We start from the raw sequence: 14849 nt of genomic DNA on the forward strand, positions 1-14849 counted from the left end.
CGAGGCAGGTCACCCTGCCCCGCATAGAGCGCGGTCGTTACTCGGCCGGAGCCGCTTCTTCGGTGACTTCCGCAACGGCTTCTTCAACCGGAGCTTCTTCCATCGCGCCAAGATCAACGCCAGCAGCGCCCAGCTGAGCGGACATGCCGTCCAGAGCCGAACGAGACACGAGGTCACAGTACAGCGCAATTGCGCGGGCCGCGTCGTCGTTGCCCGGAATGATGTAATCCACACCTTCAGGCGGGCAGTTGGTGTCTACCACGGCCACAACCGGGATACCCAGCTTGTTGGCTTCGGCGATCGCCAGCGCTTCTTTTTTCACGTCGATAACGAACAGAAGATCAGGTACGCCACCCATTTCACGGATGCCGCCCAGCGACGCTTGCAATTTCTCTTGCTCACGCTCCATGCCAAGACGCTCTTTCTTGGTCAGGCCTTCGGCGCCATTCGCAAGTTTCTCGTCAAATTCTTTCAGGCGTTGGATCGATTTGGAGACGGTCTGCCAGTTGGTCAGCGTGCCACCCAGCCAACGGTGGTTCATGTAATACTGTGCCGACTTCTCAGCGGCTTCAGCGATTGCACCCGCAGCTTGACGCTTGGTGCCGACGAACAGCACGCGGCCGCCCTTGGCAACGGTTTCGCGCACAGCGTTCAGGGCTGCGTCGAGCATCGGCAGGGTTTGTGTCAGGTCGAGGATGTGGATCCCGTTACGCTCACCATAGATGAACGGGCCCATACGGGGGTTCCAACGTTGGGTCTGGTGACCAAAGTGTACGCCAGCTTCTAGCAATTGACGCAGCGAAAAATCAGGCAGTGCCATGTTCTTTTCCTTTCCGGTTTCTACCTTGACGGGGCCAAACGAGCAGGTCATGTCCTTGAAAAGATGCCGCTTTCACGATCTCTTCCTCTGGTCACTCCCTGGCTCAACCGGCGGACCTTTGGGGATTTCTCCCCCATCGGCCCAACCCCGCCTGTGGATTGATTTGGGGCGTATAGCCGCCTGCCCCTGTGCTGACAAGCCCAAAATATACAGTTTAGCCCATATTTTATGGGCGTTCGGCTTTTGCCACGCCGTTGATGTTGTCGCCGCGCATCCGCTCTTGTGTCGCATCTCAATCCCCGGCAAAGAAAGAACATGACTGACACATATGACATACTTTGCATCGGGTCCGTTCTTTGGGACGTCATCGGGCGCACACAACATCCCATGCGCGTGGGGTCAGATGAACCAGGCCGGATCACGCGCTTGCCCGGCGGTGTTGCCATGAACATTGCGATGACAGTGCAGCGGTTCGATCTGCGACCCGCTCTGTTAACCGCCATTGGGCGCGACGCCGAAGGTGAAGAACTGATGGCAGAATGCGGCGCACGCGGGATGGTCACGAGTTTCGTGCACCGCCCTTCCGGCCTGCCAACGGATGTTTATATGGCGATCGAGGGGCCTCAGGGATTGGTCGCCGCGCTGGCAGATGCGCACTCGCTTGAAGCTGTAGGCGACGCCATCCTGACCCCGTTGGAAGATGGCAGGCTTGGCTCTGCGGAAGCGCCGTTTTCTGGGGTGATTGCGCTAGATGGCAACCTGACATTGCCGCTTCTGGCAGACATCGCCAAGCGGCCCAGCTTCGCTGCAGCAGATTTGCGGGTTGCCCCGGCAAGCCCCGGCAAGGCGCGGCGCCTTTTGCCGTTGATGTCGCATCCCGGCGCGACGCTTTATGTGAACCGGGAAGAAGCTGGATACCTTGCCAACAACAGCTTCGACAACGCGCTGGAGGCTGCCGAAGGGTTGCTTTTGGCAGGGGCAAACCGCGTGCTGGTCACTGATGGCGGAAGCTTTGCCGCCGACGGCAGCAAGGCGGGTGGCATCATTCAGACACCTTGCCCGGCGGTGCGTGTGCGCCGGATTACGGGCGCAGGCGACACGTTCATGGCCGCACATATCGCCGCAGAAATTGCCGGCAAAAGCCCAATCGATGCTTTGGCCGATGCGCAGAAGACAGCCGCGCATTATGTATCGGGAGAAGACGACACATGACCCTGCCCCTTCACTTTTCACCCGAAGTTTCTGATGCGCGCACCCTTGGTCTTCCCATTGTCGCTTTGGAAAGCACGATCATAACCCACGGCATGCCATGGCCACAAAATGTTGAAACCGCGCGCGAGGTCGAACAGGTGATCCGGGATGGCGGCGCGGTTCCTGCGACCATTGCGGTTTTGGCCGGACGCTTGCATATCGGTCTGACCGACGCTGAGCTTGAAACATTGGGTCAGGCGAAAGACGTTGCGAAGCTGTCGCGCGCGGATTTGGCAGTATGTATCGCCTCGGGTGGAACCGGGGCTACTACAGTGGCCGCCACGATGATCGCGGCGCATTTGGCAGGCATCCGCGTTTTCGCCACCGGCGGGATTGGCGGCGTGCACCGCGGGGCAGATAGCAGTTTCGACATCTCCGCAGACCTGCATGAACTGGCCAAAACCCCAGTCACAGTCGTTGGTGCAGGGGCGAAGGCCATACTGGACCTGCCCAAAACGCTCGAAGTTCTTGAAACCTTGGGAGTGCCCGTGATCGCCTATGGTCAGAAAGGCTTTCCTGCCTTCTGGTCGCGCAGCTCAGGGCTTCCTGCGCCTCTGTCGATGAACGATCCGGCTGAGATCGCAAAAGCAATGCAGTTGCGGTCAGAAATGGGTTTGGAGGGCGGCCAGTTTGTCGCCAATCCAATACCTGAGAAGGACGAAATTCCCTCCGCCGTGATCAATCCGGTGATCGAGGCAGCGCTGGCGGCGGCGGCCGAAGATGGGATCGCCGCTAAGGCGGTGACGCCCTATCTGCTTGATCGCATTTATCATGAAACCGACGGGGCATCACTGGTCGCAAATATAGCACTCGTCAAAAACAATGCGCGCCTCGCAGCGCGCATTGCTGGGGAGATGTCCGCCAGTTGATGGAGTGGCAACGGCGGCTCAGACTTACGCTCCCATTGCGATTTTGGCATCCAGCTCGACCGGCTCCGGGTCCCTGAGCACATAGCCCCGGCCCCAGACGGTTTCGATGTGATTGTCACCGCCGGTAGCCGTAGACAATTTCTTGCGCAGTTTGCAGATGAACACATCAATGATTTTCAGCTCGGGCTCATCCATGCCGCCATAGAGATGGTTCAGGAACATCTCTTTCGTCAGCGTCGTACCTTTCCGCAACGACAACAATTCAAGCATCTGATATTCTTTGCCAGTCAGGTGAACTGTGCGGCCATCGACATCCACAGTTTTCGCGTCAAGGTTGACTGCAATTGGCCCGGTTTTGATGACCGATTGCGAATGCCCTTTCGAGCGTCGGATAATCGCATGAATTCGTGCAATCAGTTCTTCCCGATGGAACGGCTTGGTCATGTAATCGTCGGCACCAAACCCAAATCCCTTGATCTTGTTTTCGGTGTCATCGGCCCCAGACAGGATCAGGATCGGCGTTTCGACGCGCGACATCCTAAGCTGGCGCAATACCTCGTGCCCATTCATGTCAGGCAAATTCAGGTCAAGAAGGATCAGATCATAGTCATACAACTTGGCCAGATCGATCCCTTCTTCCCCCAAATCGGTGGCATAGACATTCAAATTAGCATGGGTCAGCATCAGTTCGATGCTGCGTGATGTTGTCGGGTCGTCTTCCACCAAAAGGATACGCATATTTCGGGTTCTCCGCTAAAAATTCCTAACGATTGCAAGCAGCATCTCGTGAAATGGTTAATCACCGGTTACCCCTACAGAACTTTTAGCGAAAACAATCTAGGGTTGTCTATACCTTTGTAAGGCTGTGGCCTTTAAAGCGGCCTCCCCATGGTCGGTCACCGCCCTGAGCCACTCTTCCAGCTCCTCGGATGACAAGGCATAAAGCTCTTGCGCGTCTTTCTCGGAAATCAAACCGGATCGCACGGCACGCACGACCGCAGCTTTGCGGCTGGCAACCCAACGCCGCGTGGTTTTTGGTGGCAAATCCGCGCGTGTCATTATCGACCCGTCCGGCAGGGTCACCGCGCGTGGCCCTTCAACTTTTTTCAAATACATATCCAGCCCTCGCTTTCTGTCTGGTGCGATTTTCGGCCGTTACACTTAAAGAGAGGTGAAGCTGCCCCTTGTTGTTCATTCGAATTTTCATATATTCCGTATCTCTTCTGGAAAGGATTTGGTCATGACCACGACCGTAGCGACCCAAGACGCGCCCGTGTTGAATTCACTGGGCTTTGCGAAAGCACCCGGTGATACCCGCGTGGTGGTCGCGATGTCGGGGGGTGTGGACAGTTCGGTGGTGGCCGCGATGTTGGCCGATGAAGGATATGATGTCATCGGCGTGACATTGCAGCTATATGACCACGGTGCGGCCTTGGCCAAGAAAGGAGCGTGCTGCGCTGGTATCGACATTCATGACGCCCGCCATGTTGCTGAAAGTATGGGGTTTCCACACTACGTCCTCGATTATGAAAACATCTTTCAGGACGCGGTGATCGAGGAATTTGCCGACAGTTATCTGGGTGGTGCAACCCCCGTCCCCTGCATCCGGTGCAATGAGCGGGTGAAATTCAAAGACCTGTTGGAAACCGCACGCGACTTGGGTGCGGATTGCATGGCAACCGGGCATTACATTCAAAGGGCCGATGGCGCCGCCGGGCCAGAGCTTCACAGCGCCGCTGACCCCACCCGCGACCAAAGCTATTTCCTGTTCTCAACCACGCCAGAACAGTTAAATTATCTGCGTTTTCCGCTTGGGCACCTGAAAACCAAGGACGAAACACGCGCTTTGGCTCGCAATTACGGGCTTGAAGTGGCGGACAAACCCGACAGTCAGGACATTTGCTTCGTGCCAGACGGCAATTACGCAGGCGTCATCGAAAAGCTTCGCCCCGGTGCAGCCGAACCCGGCGATATTGTCGACGCCAATGGGCAGGTTCTGGGCCGCCATACGGGCGTAATCAATTATACGATTGGCCAACGCCGTGGGCTTGGCATCGGTGGATTGTCTGATCCGCTTTACGTGGTCAAACTTGATGTGGACAAAAAGCAGGTCGTGGTCGGCCCGAAAGAAATGCTGGCCACCCGAACCGTTCCTGTCCGCGAGATCAATTGGCTGGGGGATGAGCCGTTCATGTCGCGCAAAGAGTGGCATATGGGTGTGCGCATTCGATCGACCCGCCCACCCCGTGAGGCGATCATCCGCCCGATCTCGGACACCGAGGCAGAGGTCGAACTTCTGACCGCAGAAGAAGGCGTTAGTCCCGGTCAGGCCTGTGTTTTCTACGAAACAGACGGTCCGCGTATCTTTGGTGGCGGCTGGATTTGGCGCGGCGCGTAACCCGCTAAGCCGCGTCGATTACCTTCAGCACAGCCAGTGCTGCGCGAAGGCCCGGTGCATCGCCCCCTTTGCCCAACCGCGCCATGGTGGTCTCCATCGCATCAGATTGTGCGGATGGGTCGGCCAGCGTGGCAAGCAGCGCCGGTGCGATCTTGTCGGGGGTGCACTCTGCGCCAAGGAATTCGGGCACCACGCGGGTTTCAGATACAAGGTTCACTAAGGTGACAGTGTCAACTTTCAACAGCCGTCCGATCAGAATGCGGCTGAGCCAGTTCATATCATAGGCAATGACCATCGGCGTCGAGGAGGCCGCGAGCTCTAACGACACCGTGCCCGATGCGGCCAGTGCCACATCCGCCGCCCGAAACGCCGCGCGCTTCAGGTCAGGTTGATCCGCCGGGATCAGGATCGGTTGCACCGGCCACGTCGCAGTCAACTCGCGCACCAACGCGTCCACCCCTTGCGCCACGGGCAGCACAACTTGCATATTCGGATGCTCACGCTTCACCCGGCCCAGCGTTTCACCAAACCGGTCCGCAAGTCGGGTCACCTCGCCTTTGCGCGAACCGGGCAAGGCCAGCACCAATGGACCGTCGCCGATCTGGCGTTGATCGCGAAAGGCTTGCGCTTCCGCCTCGGTCGCGATGGGTTCGGCAACAACGGGATGCCCGACAAAATCGCATCCCATACCGGCGGCTTCCATATAGGGAGGCTCGAATGGCAAAAGCGCCAGCACGTGGTCGATCCATTGCGCCATCTTTGCAGCCCGCTTTGGGCGCCACGCCCAGACCGAGGGCGCGACATAATGCACCGTCGGGATATCGTGGCCGAAGGTCAAACCCTCGACCTCTTCCGTTTTGACGATCTTTGCAACACGCAGACAGAAATCCGGGCTGTCGATGGTGATCAACACATCGGGGTTGGCGTCCACCACGGCTTCAGCCGTTTCGCGAATACGACGTTTCAGGTGGAAATACTTCGGAGCAACCTCGGCAATGCCCATGATTGACAACTCGGACATGGGAAAACGGGATTGCAGCCCTTGCGCCTGCATTTCGGTGCCGCCGATGCCCAGAAATTCCACCTCATCAACCAGGGTCTTTAGCCCGGCCATCAAGGCAGCGCCCAAACGATCTCCCGACGGTTCGCCCGCGATCAAAAAGACCTTCATTTCGGTGCACCGCGCACATCCAGAAACAAGTCATGTTCGCGCACCAATTGCTGAACCTGATCTTGGTCCAAGATTATCACACCGCCCGCAGGAATGACGATACCGCCCAACCCTGCCTTCGCGACAGCCTCGACGGTTGAGGGGCCGATGGTCGGAATGTCCATCCGTTCGTCCTGCCGGGGTTTGGGGCGTTTCACGAAAACCCCGCGCGCACCCTGTTTCAGGTGCTCGGGCGTGTCTGCCACGAACCGAAGCAGCGCATCGGTGCCCTGAATGGTTTCGATCCCAAGGCATTGCCCGCCCGCGACAACCGCGCCCTGCGCCAGGTCTTCGGCGACCAGCGTGTCCAGAATGGACCAAGCCCGGTTGGCATCCGTTTTGTCCTGTGTGCTTGGTGTGCGCCCAATGGTGGTTGCCTCAAGGCTCAGCCCCTGCGCCACATCTGTCGCGGCAACGACCTCAAACCCCTGTTCTTCGAACACTTCGGCCACCAGCCGCAGCAACGCGTCGTCGCCCTTGCCAAGCACGGCTTTGACCCGCGGGAACAAGCCCAACGTGACACGATCCATACGCAGAGGGTTCAACTTTGGTCGGTCAACTTTACCAGCAAAGACCACGCGCCCGATCCCTGCCCTGCGCATTGCCTTGAACAAAACGCCCAACTTTTCATAGCTGGCCTCGACGAGGTCATGATCATCTGGGGCGTCAACCTCGACCCCCTTGATGGTAACGAAAAGCGCGTCCGGATTGCTGGCCGCGATCCGATGCGGCAAGTCCCCGGTTCCGGCAATAATGGCAAGGCGATCTGTCATTGCGGCTCGCTTATTTGGGGGTCAAAAATCCGCGGTCACTGTCGCCGGTCACGAAAGCCACAAGTTCGCGGACATATTCACTGTCGGCCCCATCCCCCAAACCGATGGCGCGATCACGAAACGATCCTTCGCCAGTTTTCAGGGTCTGAAACGCTGCCCGCAATGCCGAAATATCAGCCCGCGCAACACCGCGTCGTTTCAGGCCAACAAGGTTGAGGCCATCCAGCTCTCCGCGCGGGCCTTGCACCAGACCATGCGGCACAACATCTGCGGTTACCATTGATAATGCGCCGATGATGGCACCGCGCCCGATACGGATCCACTGATGCAGCCCCGACAAACCGCCGACGATCACATCGTCTTCGATGACCACATGCCCGGCCACGGCGACATTATTGACGAGGATTACGTTATTCCCGATCTGGGCGTCGTGGGCGACATGGCAGCCGGCCATGAAAAGCCCGTCATCACCGATGCGGGTGACATAACCTCCGCCCGCCGTGCCGGTGTTCATCGTGACATGTTCGCGAATACGGTTCCGTTTGCCGATCACCAGTTTGGTATCTTCGCCGGCAAATTTCAGGTCTTGCGGAATCTCGCCAATCACCGAAAACGGGAATATCACCGTTTGGTCGCCAATCTCGGTATCACCCGTGATGACGACATGCGATTTTACTTCGACCCCGGCACCCAGCCTGACCTGCGCACCAATAGTGCAAAACGGTCCAACCCGGCAATCCGGACCGATTAAAGCTCCGGCTTCAACGATTGCGCTGGAATGGACCTGAGCCGTGGGATCTACACCCGCATGGGCAGCCATCGGTCAGCCTTTCCCGCCGGTCACGTCGATCATCGCCATGAACGTCGCCTCGCAAGCCAGTTCATCGCCGACCATGGCACGGCCGTCAAACTTCCACACCTTCGCGCCTCCGCGAATGGTGGTGACATGCAATTCAAGCACATCGCCCGGAACGACTTTGCGACGGAACTTGGCACTGTCGATGCCCATGAAATACACCACAGCGCCCGACCCAACGAGGCCAAGCGACAGGGACACCATCACCGCCGAGGTCTGCGCCATCGCTTCAATGATTGTCACGCCCGGCATGATCGGCAGGCCAGGAAAGTGGCCCTGAAAATGCGGTTCGTTCATGGTCACCATCTTGATGCCCTTGGCAAACTCGTTGGCGCGAATATCTTCAACCCTGTCCACCAGCAGGAACGGATAACGGTGGGGAATACATTGTTGGATCAGTTGGATATCTGCGGTGCCGGGCACATCTGACATATGTTTACGTCCTTTATAGTCCTACGCCCTCTTTGGAGCTTTCCTGTAACTGACTATCAGTCTGGTTCGGACGAAACAATTGCTATCAGTTATCAGGCAATGCGCTGCCCGGCGCCGGATCGCCCAGCGGCAAAGCTGGCGTTTCAGGGGCGGGTTCCGGGGCTGTCGACGCGTCTCCCTCAGGGGTTGAAGGCGTGCTATCGGGCAGGTTACGCCCATCGCCCAACACTTCGTCAATGCGTTCAACAGCCAACTTGGTAATATCGATGTTCTGGGTGGTCAACAGAATGGCGCGGCGATCCAGAATCACAACGGCGCCCAATTCGCGCACCAGTTGTCCAAGAATTGGGCCGATCCGTTCAAAAAACGCAGCCTGTTCACGTTCCAGCGTGCGCACGAACTCCTGTTCGCGCGCTGTGCCTTCCGATCGTAAGGCTTGCACTTTTGCATCGAAAGCTTTTGCGACTTCGCGAAAAGCTTCCGGCGTCATACTCTCGCGCCGCTCTGTCAGCTCACGCTCTTCCTTGACCAGCGCCTCCTCTACTTTGCGGGTTTCGCTGGCGAGCCGAACACGCTCCGTTTCGACGGTTTCCACGACACGACGACCATATTGAGTGTCCGAAAAAAGGCTTTGACGGTCGATGGTGACGATTTGTGAGACCGCGCCACCCAACTGTTGCGCCGTGGCAGGCACGGCAAAGGACACAAGTGCCAAATAAGCCGCAAGACCGACAGGATGCAGCATCCGAACAGCACGATGCCACAACCCTCGAATTGAGAATTGCAGCATCATTGCTGTTGAGCGATCAGAATTGAGCCGAGATTGTGAACTCGAAGTTGTTTTCTTTGTCATAATCTTCCTTGGCCAACACATGCGAGAAGTTAAAACGCAGCGGGCCGATTGGTGTCGCCCAGAAGATCGAAGCGCCGACAGCCGACCGCAAATGGGCACTGTCGTCAATAGCGCCGCCCAACGTGTTGTCCAGCCCCCACAGGGTACCTGCGTCCAGGAACAGACCACCGGTAATGCCATACTCTTCTGGCAAGCCAATCGGGAACTGAGCCTCAAGCCGCGCCGCCGCAAACCTGTTGCCGCCGAGCGTGTCTTGGTTGATCGCCGTCAGATCACGTGGGCCGATACCATTGGTGGCAAAACCACGCAATTTGGATGGGCCAAGACGGAAGCGGTCCGTGACACGCGAGGTGCCACCGTCCAGACCTTGGATTATCCCACCCTCGACCGTGGCGGTCAAAGTCACCTGATCATTCCAGACCTTGGTCTGCGCCTGTGCCAATGCACTGGCCCGGGCATATTGATAGTCAGCGCCAATGCCGCCGATGTCACCGTCAAACTGCAACAGGAAACCCCGGTTCGGGTCCAAACCGGTGCGCCGTGTATCATAGCTCAGCGTAAACCCAGCACCCCCACCGATTTGACGGCCACGTGCACTTTCATCTTTCAGAACCTGCGAGCTTCCGGCGTCTACACCGGTGATTTCACCCCCATCGCCAAAGACACGCAGGCCAAGCCGCGAATATTCGCTGATCGGGAACGAAATTGACGGCCGCAAAGCGATCGAACGCGTGTTGTAGAAAGACGAGGCAAACGAAGTTTCCTGATAGTAAGCTTCTAGACCCAGCTCCAGATCGCGATCCAGAAAGTTAGGTTCTGCAAATTTGAATGAGAAGCTCGAAGAATCTTCACCGCTTTGATAGCTGAGGCTGATGAACTGGCCGCGCCCCAAGAAATTGCGTTCTTTGAACGCAACGTTCAGGCCAAACCCGTTCTCAAGGCTGTAAACACCCCCAAAGCTCAGTGAACCTGTCGGGGCCTCTTCGACATCAACATCGATGATAACCTGATCTGGTGCCGAGCCTTCGCGGGCCTCAATATTCGAATTGGAGAAATAGCCGAGCGCCCGAACACGTTCCGCCGCCTCGCGAATTTCACGCGGGTTGAAAGGATCGCCTTCCACCACGCGGAATTGGTTGCGAACTACCCGGTCAAGCGTCGTGGCGTTGCCTTCAATGTCGATACGCTCAACAATAATACGAGGGCCGCGCACCAGAACTAGGTCGATATCAAGGGTTCGCGCGCGATCATTGCGCGTCACGCGTGGTTCGACCCGGACAAAATCCTGACCGTTGCGAATGGCCAACCGCTCCATGCGGGCAATCGCGTTTTCCATAAGAGCCGGGCTGTAAACCACGCCAGAGCGCAACTTGTGCACAGCTTGGTATTCATTGGCATCTACACCGTTCACCTCGGATGATGTGGTGATGTTGCCAAACCGGAATTGCTGCCCTTCCTGCACCTTGAACGTGATGAAGAAGGCATCGCGTTCGCGCGAAAACTCGCTGGTGACGCCCGTGGTTTTAAAATCCACATAACCGCGGGACTGATAGAAATCCTGCAATACTTGCTTGTCGAACTCGATCCGTTCGGGCGCATATGTGTCGGCGCGGATCAGGGCCCGCAGAATACCGGCCTGCTTTGTCTCAAGAACGCGCCGCAAACGGCTATCCGAGAACATGCGGTTGCCGACGAATGACAGGCGTTCAACTTCAACATTTTTTCCTTCGACGACCTCAAAGACAAGATCGACACGATTGTTGGAGCGGCGAATGATTTTTGGAGTGACCTGCGCGGCCAACCGGCCTTGCGCCTGATACAGCTCGGTGATCGTCTGAACATCCTGCTCTGCGCGGGCGGGGTTGTAGACTTGGCGCGGCTGAGATTTCAGAAGCGGTGTAAAGACGTCGTCTTTGACTTTCCGGTTGCCTTCCACGGACACCACATTGATCGTCGGGTATTCGCGGACCTTGACCACCAAGGTGTTGCCGCGCGGTAAAATCTGCACGTCTTCAAAAAGCCCAGAGCCGACAAGACGTTGATACCCGTCATTCAGTGCAGCGGCCGAGACCACCTCGCCTTGGGCGATTCCCAAATAGGACAAGATGGTTGCCGCTTCGATCCGTTGCGTGCCTTCAATTTCGATCCTTTGGAACGAGTAAGCCTGCGCAACTGCAACTTGCGGTGCAGAGACCGTAACCCCAGAAATTACTAGAAAAATTGCCAGTCCGCCGCCAGTCAAAAGACCCTTTGCGCCACGTGCTGCTGTCATGAAATGGTTGCTGCTCAACCCCTTATCAAATGTCATCGTATGTTCTTTCCCCAGACATCCCAGTGCCAATGTGGATAAGGGGTTGGGACGGTCTTGTCAAAGCGCGAAACCAGACTTTCGAAGGGGGGCGAAGGGCTGCCAATTCTCCGAGCATCGTTGTTGGCTTGTTGATTGGGTGTTTCACCGCCGCGCCTGATCGTTGGATGCGCCGCCAAGTCACGAAAAACCCGCGCACAGCGGGGCTGTCGCGGGGTAAAAACGTCTGACCCCGAAGGGTCTGCACGCGCTTGCGTTTGCGTTTGCTTACATCACCGAGTGCAGTGCGGCGCTCAAACCAAGCGCGGCCAAAATTGCGCCAGCATACAAAAACCGATCCCAGCTCAGATCCACCAGAACTGCCAGCCCATGTGTTTCGCGGTCCATCCGGTCCATTTGCATGTCTCCAACAACGAGTCACTTCGTGTGACGTGCGAAAAAGTTATTGGACGATTGCGGCGCGACCGTTTCCAAAATAAGGCAAAATTGTGGCGCATCCGCCTGGCCCTGAACCTTATGGACAGAACAGATCGTTTGTCAGGCCGAACACCATCAGTGCCACGACCAGCGACAACCCAATCGCCAGCAGCACGTTAAGCACTTTTTCCGATGGTGGTTTCCCCGTCACCGCTTCATAGGCGAAAAACACCAGGTGCCCGCCGTCCAGAACAGGTATGGGAAACAGGTTGATCAGACCAATGGCGGTCGAAAGCATCGCGATAAAGCTGATAAAGCTGGTCGCCCCAAGCGATGCTGCCTGCCCAGACACCTGGGCGATGCCCAACGGGCCCGACAGATTACAGCTTGAGATCGCACCGGTTATCATGTGCCAAAGCCCCGACAGGCTGGAGTTGATGATATACATCACCCGCTCGCCACCCGAACCAATGCTTTCCCAAAGCCCCGGCGTGCGTGTTGCCGGCTCAAATACCATCCCCGAGGTGATACCGATCAGCCACCGTGTCTCGAACCCACCATCAGCGCTGGGAAGGTCCTGCCGGCGCGGGGTCAAGGTCACCTCCATCGGGGTGCCATCGCGCAGGATGCCAAGCGTCATCGCCGCACCGTCACCGTTCAACACCACTTCGCGCAGCGTATTGAAGGTCGGGACCGGCGTGCCGTCAACCGTGGCGATAAAGTCCCCCACCTTAAGTCCCGCATCAATCGCGGCGGATTTCGGGGTAACCGACCCAACAAGGGCGGGAAACGGATGGGTCGCTGTCACGTCGACAACCTGCCCGTCGCGGCGCACCTGATAGCCAACCTGCGCAGTATCGGGCAGTTTCTCGACTATAGTATAAAACTCGGCCAGCGCTGGCATGTCATATCCGGCAATCGACAGGATCTCGTCGCCCTCGCGCAGCCCCTCCTCCATCCCCGGCACATTCAGGGGTTTGGCGACAGACAAGGGGTCACGTGCGATACCCGTTGCCAATGCCAGCCCGGCAAATATCAATACAGACAGCACAAAATTGAATATTGGTCCGGCTGCTACTGTCGCGGTCCGCGCCCATAGCGGTGCGCCATGCATGGTATGACGGCGTTCTTCGGCGCTCATCACGGCCATCGCGTCCTCATCCGCGCTGCCTGACGCAACATTGGCGTCTCCATGGAATTTGACATAACCGCCAACCGGAAACGCCGCGATCTGCCAACTGGTGCCATGCCTGTCTTTGCGGGCGAACAGCACCGGTCCCATCCCGATTGAGAACACATCCGCTTTGATCCCGGACCACCGCCCCACGATGTAATGACCATATTCATGCACCGCGACAATCACGGTCAGGGCCGCCAGAAATGCCAGTATCGTAAAGGCGAGGTTGCCAAAATCGGGAAGCAGCCCGGTTAGTTCCATGGGGTGTCTCTCCTGCTCGTTTTTTCTTATGCCCGCTCAGGGGCGGGTGTTGATGACGTCTTGCGCGGTGATGCGTCCCATTTGGTCGGCCGCGCACACATTATCAAGGGTCATTGCGCCATGCGCCAAGGACACATCCGCGTCAAGTCGCGTCAGCACCTCTTCCACGATGGCGGCCATATCCATAAAGCCAAGCTGACCGGCGATGAACGCATCCAGTGCGGCTTCTTTTGCGGCATTGAAAATAGCGCCCGAAAGTCCGCCCGCCGCCATCACGTCGCGCGCGAGACGCAGGGCGGGATACCGCACCTCGTCCGGCGCACGAAATTCAAGCGTTGCAATCTTGGCCAGATCCAACCGGTCAACGGGCAACGAACGGCGCTCGGGCCAGTTAAGCGCATAGCCAATGGCGTGACGCATATCGGGCGCGCCCAAATGTGCCATCAGCGCGCCATCGTTGAACCCCACCAATGCGTGCACCAGACTTTGTGGGTGCACGACCACTTCAATCTGATCTGGTTTTAGTTCGAAAAACTCTTTTGTTTCGATGACTTCGAGCGCCTTGTTAAACATAGAGGCGCTGTCGATCGTAATCCGTTGCCCCATATCCCAATTGGGATGTGCGCTGGCCTCGGCCAATGTTGCGCCCGCGAGCGCTTCAAGCGGCCAATCGCGAAACGCACCGCCCGACGCGGTAATGATCACCCGTTCAACCGTCGCAAGGTCTTCGCCCACAAGCCCTTGAAAAACGGCCGAATGCTCGCTGTCTACGGGCAGGATACGTGCATGATGCGCCTGCGCAGTGGCCATAATCAACGGACCCGCGGTCACAAGGCTTTCTTTGTTGGCCAATGCCAGCGTGGCGCGGGCCTCCAACGCGCGCAGTCCGGGCAACAGCCCCGCCGCCCCGACAATCGCGGACATGACCCAATCGGCTGGACGGGTGGCGGCTTCTTCAATTGCAGAGGCTCCACCGGCCGCCGCAATGCCCGTTCCCGCCAGCGCGTCGCGCAAGGCAGGCAGGTTTTCTTCATGGGCCGTGACCGCAACATCCGCCTTCAGACGGATCGCAACTTGTGCCAACCGGGCCACGTTATGCCCGCCAGTCAGCGCGACAACATCATATGCGTCCGGGTCACGGGCAATCAAATCGATGGTCGATTGCCCGATCGACCCCGTCGCCCCAAAAATCGAGACCCGTCGCTGCGATGAAACTGCCATGCG

Annotated in this window: 15 protein-coding genes; 3 read left to right on the top strand and 12 right to left on the bottom strand. The window is 57.7% G+C overall.

What is annotated here, in order from left to right; genetic code table 11:
- Positions 1-37: 37 nt before the first annotated feature.
- Complete coding sequence (gene rpsB / locus K3556_RS08250) at positions 38-820, bottom strand: 30S ribosomal protein S2 (RefSeq protein ID WP_260516328.1); 783 nt, start codon at positions 818-820, stop codon at positions 38-40.
- A 315-nt stretch (positions 821-1135) separates the two neighbouring features.
- Here rpsB and K3556_RS08255 point away from each other — a divergent pair, with 315 nt between their 5' ends.
- Positions 1136-2032 (top strand): PfkB family carbohydrate kinase, encoded by an 897-nt coding sequence (locus tag K3556_RS08255; protein ID WP_260516329.1) that lies wholly within the window; start codon positions 1136-1138, stop codon positions 2030-2032.
- On the top strand, positions 2029-2940 hold the full coding sequence (locus K3556_RS08260; RefSeq protein ID WP_260516330.1) for a pseudouridine-5'-phosphate glycosidase: 912 nt from the start codon (positions 2029-2031) through the stop codon (positions 2938-2940). The genes K3556_RS08255 and K3556_RS08260 overlap by 4 nt, the downstream gene beginning before the upstream one ends.
- 24 nt (positions 2941-2964) lie before the next feature.
- Here K3556_RS08260 and ctrA read toward each other — a convergent pair whose 3' ends face one another.
- Both ctrA and K3556_RS08270 read right to left on the bottom strand, forming a co-directional pair.
- Positions 2965-3678: a response regulator transcription factor CtrA gene (ctrA, locus tag K3556_RS08265; RefSeq protein WP_260516331.1), complete on the bottom strand. Its 714-nt coding sequence runs from the start codon at positions 3676-3678 to the stop codon at positions 2965-2967.
- Positions 3679-3777: 99 nt separating this feature from the next.
- On the bottom strand, positions 3778-4056 hold the full coding sequence (locus tag K3556_RS08270; protein ID WP_260516332.1) for a DUF1153 domain-containing protein: 279 nt from the start codon (positions 4054-4056) through the stop codon (positions 3778-3780).
- Between the two features lie 124 nt (positions 4057-4180).
- Here K3556_RS08270 and mnmA point away from each other — a divergent pair, with 124 nt between their 5' ends.
- The gene (mnmA, locus tag K3556_RS08275) at positions 4181-5338 is read left to right on the top strand and encodes a tRNA 2-thiouridine(34) synthase MnmA (RefSeq protein WP_260516333.1); all 1158 of its coding nucleotides are present in this window, start codon (positions 4181-4183) and stop codon (positions 5336-5338) included.
- Between the two features lie 4 nt (positions 5339-5342).
- Here the strand turns inward: mnmA and lpxB are convergent, their stop codons facing one another.
- From lpxB to dxr, 9 genes are all read right to left on the bottom strand, one after another.
- Positions 5343-6509, bottom strand: coding sequence for a lipid-A-disaccharide synthase (gene lpxB, locus K3556_RS08280; RefSeq protein ID WP_260516334.1), 1167 nt, complete (start codon positions 6507-6509; stop codon positions 5343-5345).
- Positions 6506-7321 carry an LpxI family protein gene (locus K3556_RS08285; RefSeq protein ID WP_260516335.1) on the bottom strand — a complete coding sequence of 272 codons (816 nt, stop codon included), beginning with the start codon at positions 7319-7321 and terminating at the stop codon, positions 6506-6508. The genes lpxB and K3556_RS08285 overlap by 4 nt, the downstream gene beginning before the upstream one ends.
- A 10-nt stretch (positions 7322-7331) precedes the next feature.
- Positions 7332-8141 carry an acyl-ACP--UDP-N-acetylglucosamine O-acyltransferase gene (gene lpxA, locus K3556_RS08290; protein ID WP_260516336.1) on the bottom strand — a complete coding sequence of 270 codons (810 nt, stop codon included), beginning with the start codon at positions 8139-8141 and terminating at the stop codon, positions 7332-7334.
- A 3-nt stretch (positions 8142-8144) separates the two neighbouring features.
- On the bottom strand, positions 8145-8609 hold the full coding sequence (fabZ, locus tag K3556_RS08295; RefSeq protein WP_260516337.1) for a 3-hydroxyacyl-ACP dehydratase FabZ: 465 nt from the start codon (positions 8607-8609) through the stop codon (positions 8145-8147).
- 85 nt (positions 8610-8694) lie between these two features.
- Positions 8695-9354 carry an OmpH family outer membrane protein gene (locus K3556_RS08300; protein WP_260516338.1) on the bottom strand — a complete coding sequence of 220 codons (660 nt, stop codon included), beginning with the start codon at positions 9352-9354 and terminating at the stop codon, positions 8695-8697.
- A gap of 61 nt (positions 9355-9415) precedes the next feature.
- On the bottom strand, positions 9416-11734 hold the full coding sequence (gene bamA / locus K3556_RS08305; protein ID WP_260516339.1) for an outer membrane protein assembly factor BamA: 2319 nt from the start codon (positions 11732-11734) through the stop codon (positions 9416-9418).
- Positions 11735-12037: 303 nt separating this feature from the next.
- Positions 12038-12166 carry a hypothetical protein gene (locus tag K3556_RS08310; protein ID WP_260516340.1) on the bottom strand — a complete coding sequence of 43 codons (129 nt, stop codon included), beginning with the start codon at positions 12164-12166 and terminating at the stop codon, positions 12038-12040.
- A 118-nt stretch (positions 12167-12284) separates the two neighbouring features.
- Positions 12285-13625 carry an RIP metalloprotease RseP gene (gene rseP / locus K3556_RS08315; protein ID WP_260516341.1) on the bottom strand — a complete coding sequence of 447 codons (1341 nt, stop codon included), beginning with the start codon at positions 13623-13625 and terminating at the stop codon, positions 12285-12287.
- A 36-nt stretch (positions 13626-13661) separates the two neighbouring features.
- Positions 13662-14846 carry a 1-deoxy-D-xylulose-5-phosphate reductoisomerase gene (dxr, locus tag K3556_RS08320; RefSeq protein ID WP_260516342.1) on the bottom strand — a complete coding sequence of 395 codons (1185 nt, stop codon included), beginning with the start codon at positions 14844-14846 and terminating at the stop codon, positions 13662-13664.
- Between the last annotated feature and the right edge of the window lie 3 nt (positions 14847-14849).

This window comes from Aliiroseovarius sp. M344 (genome assembly GCF_025140835.1).
Taxonomy (GTDB): domain Bacteria; phylum Pseudomonadota; class Alphaproteobacteria; order Rhodobacterales; family Rhodobacteraceae; genus Aliiroseovarius.

Coding starts and splice junctions, on each gene's coding strand:
- rpsB (WP_260516328.1), bottom strand. CDS start 820: ATGGCACTGCCTGATTTTTCGCTGCGTCAATTGCTAGAAGCTGGCGTA.
- K3556_RS08255 (WP_260516329.1), top strand. CDS start 1,136: ATGACTGACACATATGACATACTTTGCATCGGGTCCGTTCTTTGGGAC.
- K3556_RS08260 (WP_260516330.1), top strand. CDS start 2,029: ATGACCCTGCCCCTTCACTTTTCACCCGAAGTTTCTGATGCGCGCACC.
- ctrA (WP_260516331.1), bottom strand. CDS start 3,678: ATGCGTATCCTTTTGGTGGAAGACGACCCGACAACATCACGCAGCATC.
- K3556_RS08270 (WP_260516332.1), bottom strand. CDS start 4,056: ATGTATTTGAAAAAAGTTGAAGGGCCACGCGCGGTGACCCTGCCGGAC.
- mnmA (WP_260516333.1), top strand. CDS start 4,181: ATGACCACGACCGTAGCGACCCAAGACGCGCCCGTGTTGAATTCACTG.
- lpxB (WP_260516334.1), bottom strand. CDS start 6,509: ATGAAGGTCTTTTTGATCGCGGGCGAACCGTCGGGAGATCGTTTGGGC.
- K3556_RS08285 (WP_260516335.1), bottom strand. CDS start 7,321: ATGACAGATCGCCTTGCCATTATTGCCGGAACCGGGGACTTGCCGCAT.
- lpxA (WP_260516336.1), bottom strand. CDS start 8,141: ATGGCTGCCCATGCGGGTGTAGATCCCACGGCTCAGGTCCATTCCAGC.
- fabZ (WP_260516337.1), bottom strand. CDS start 8,609: ATGTCAGATGTGCCCGGCACCGCAGATATCCAACTGATCCAACAATGT.
- K3556_RS08300 (WP_260516338.1), bottom strand. CDS start 9,354: ATGCTGCATCCTGTCGGTCTTGCGGCTTATTTGGCACTTGTGTCCTTT.
- bamA (WP_260516339.1), bottom strand. CDS start 11,734: ATGACAGCAGCACGTGGCGCAAAGGGTCTTTTGACTGGCGGCGGACTG.
- K3556_RS08310 (WP_260516340.1), bottom strand. CDS start 12,166: ATGGACCGGATGGACCGCGAAACACATGGGCTGGCAGTTCTGGTGGAT.
- rseP (WP_260516341.1), bottom strand. CDS start 13,625: ATGGAACTAACCGGGCTGCTTCCCGATTTTGGCAACCTCGCCTTTACG.
- dxr (WP_260516342.1), bottom strand. CDS start 14,846: ATGGCAGTTTCATCGCAGCGACGGGTCTCGATTTTTGGGGCGACGGGG.